Origin of the sequence: Butyrivibrio sp. INlla16, assembly GCF_900104155.1 — a bacterium.
Taxonomy (GTDB): domain Bacteria; phylum Bacillota; class Clostridia; order Lachnospirales; family Lachnospiraceae; genus Butyrivibrio.
In genome coordinates this window covers 1-1,576 of the sequence record NZ_FMYB01000131.1, presented here as the reverse complement: position 1 = coordinate 1,576, position 1,576 = coordinate 1, and the positions used below count along the sequence as shown (strand labels likewise).

At 53.8% G+C, this 1,576-nt stretch carries 1 rRNA gene; it reads left to right on the top strand.

Annotated features, from left to right (window positions below):
- Positions 1–1,573: ribosomal RNA gene (locus tag BLR42_RS22270) — 23S ribosomal RNA — on the top strand; the annotation flags it as partial.
- Positions 1,574–1,576 lie beyond the last annotated feature (3 nt).

Sequence of the window (1,576 nt, the reverse complement as noted above, 5' to 3'; positions counted from 1 at the left end):
AAGAGAGAATGCCGGAATGAGTAGCGAGATGGAGGTGAGAATCCTCCAGGCCGAATATCCAAGGATTCCAGGGTAAAGCTGATCTGCCCTGGGGAAGTCGGGACCTAAGGCGAGGCCTGAAGGCGTAGTCGATGGACAGCAGGTTGATATTCCTGCACCTTGTGTTATCAGAACTGCGGGGACGCAGGACAAAAGTGTGAGCCGGGAAAGGAAAGACCGGTCCCGCAAGGGGGAGCGAACTGAAAGTAGCGAAGCACATGGACGTACTGCCAAGAAAAGCCGCTATTGCGTAGCACAAGCCCGTACCGTAAACCGACACAGGTGGATGAGGAGAGAATCCTAAGGCCGGCGGGAGAAGCATTGTTAAGGAACTCGGCAAAATGTCCCCGTAACTTCGGGATAAGGGGAGCCTGCGAGAGCAGGCCGCAGAGAAGAGGCTCAAGCAACTGTTTAGCAAAAACACAGGTCTATGCGAAACCGAAAGGTGAGGTATATGGGCTGACGCCTGCCCGGTGCTGGAAGGTTAAGAGGAGAGGTTAGCGCAAGCGAAGCTTTGAATTTAAGCCCCAGTAAACGGCGGCCGTAACTATAACGGTCCTAAGGTAGCGAAATTCCTTGTCGGGTAAGTTCCGACCCGCACGAAAGGCGTAATGATTTGAGCACTGTCTCGGCAATGCACCCGGTGAAATTGAAGTACCAGTGAAGATGCTGGTTACCCGCGCCAGGACGGAAAGACCCCATGGAGCTTTACTCCAGGTTGATACTGGGATTCGGTACTGTATGTACAGGATAGGTGGGAGACACTGAAGTTGTGACGTCAGTTGCAATGGAGTCGCTGTTGGGATACCACCCTTATAGTACTGGGTTTCTAACCAAGGACCGTGAAACCGGTCCGGGGACAATGTCTGCCGGGGAGTTTGACTGGGGCGGTCGCCTCCGAAAGGGTATCGGAGGCGCTCAAAGGTTCCTTCAGAATGGACGGAAACCATTCGGAGAGTGCAAAGGCATAAGGGAGCCTGACTGTGACACCGACGGGTGGAACAGATACGAAAGTAGGACTTAGTGATCCGGTGGCATGAAAGTGGGATTGCCATCGCTCAACGGATAAAAGCTACCCTGGGGATAACAGGCTTATCACTCCCAAGAGTTCACATCGACGGAGTGGTTTGGCACCTCGATGTCGGCTCATCGCATCCTGGGGCTGTAGCAGGTCCCAAGGGTTGGGCTGTTCGCCCATTAAAGCGGTACGCGAGCTGGGTTCAGAACGTCGTGAGACAGTTCGGTCCCTATCCGGCGCGGGCGTAGGATATCTGAGAGGAGCTGTCCTTAGTACGAGAGGACCGGGATGGACGGACCGCTGGTGTATCAGCTGCATCGCCAGATGCATAAGGCTGGGTAGCCAAGTCCGGAAGGGATAAACGCTGAAGGCATCTAAGCGTGAAGCCCCCCTCAAGATGAGATATCCCTGCTTCGGCAGTAAGACCCCTTAGAGACTATGAGGTAGATAGGCACAAGGTGTAAGCATGGTAACATGTTCAGCTGATGTGTACTAATAGGTCGAGGGCTTGTCCAAAAA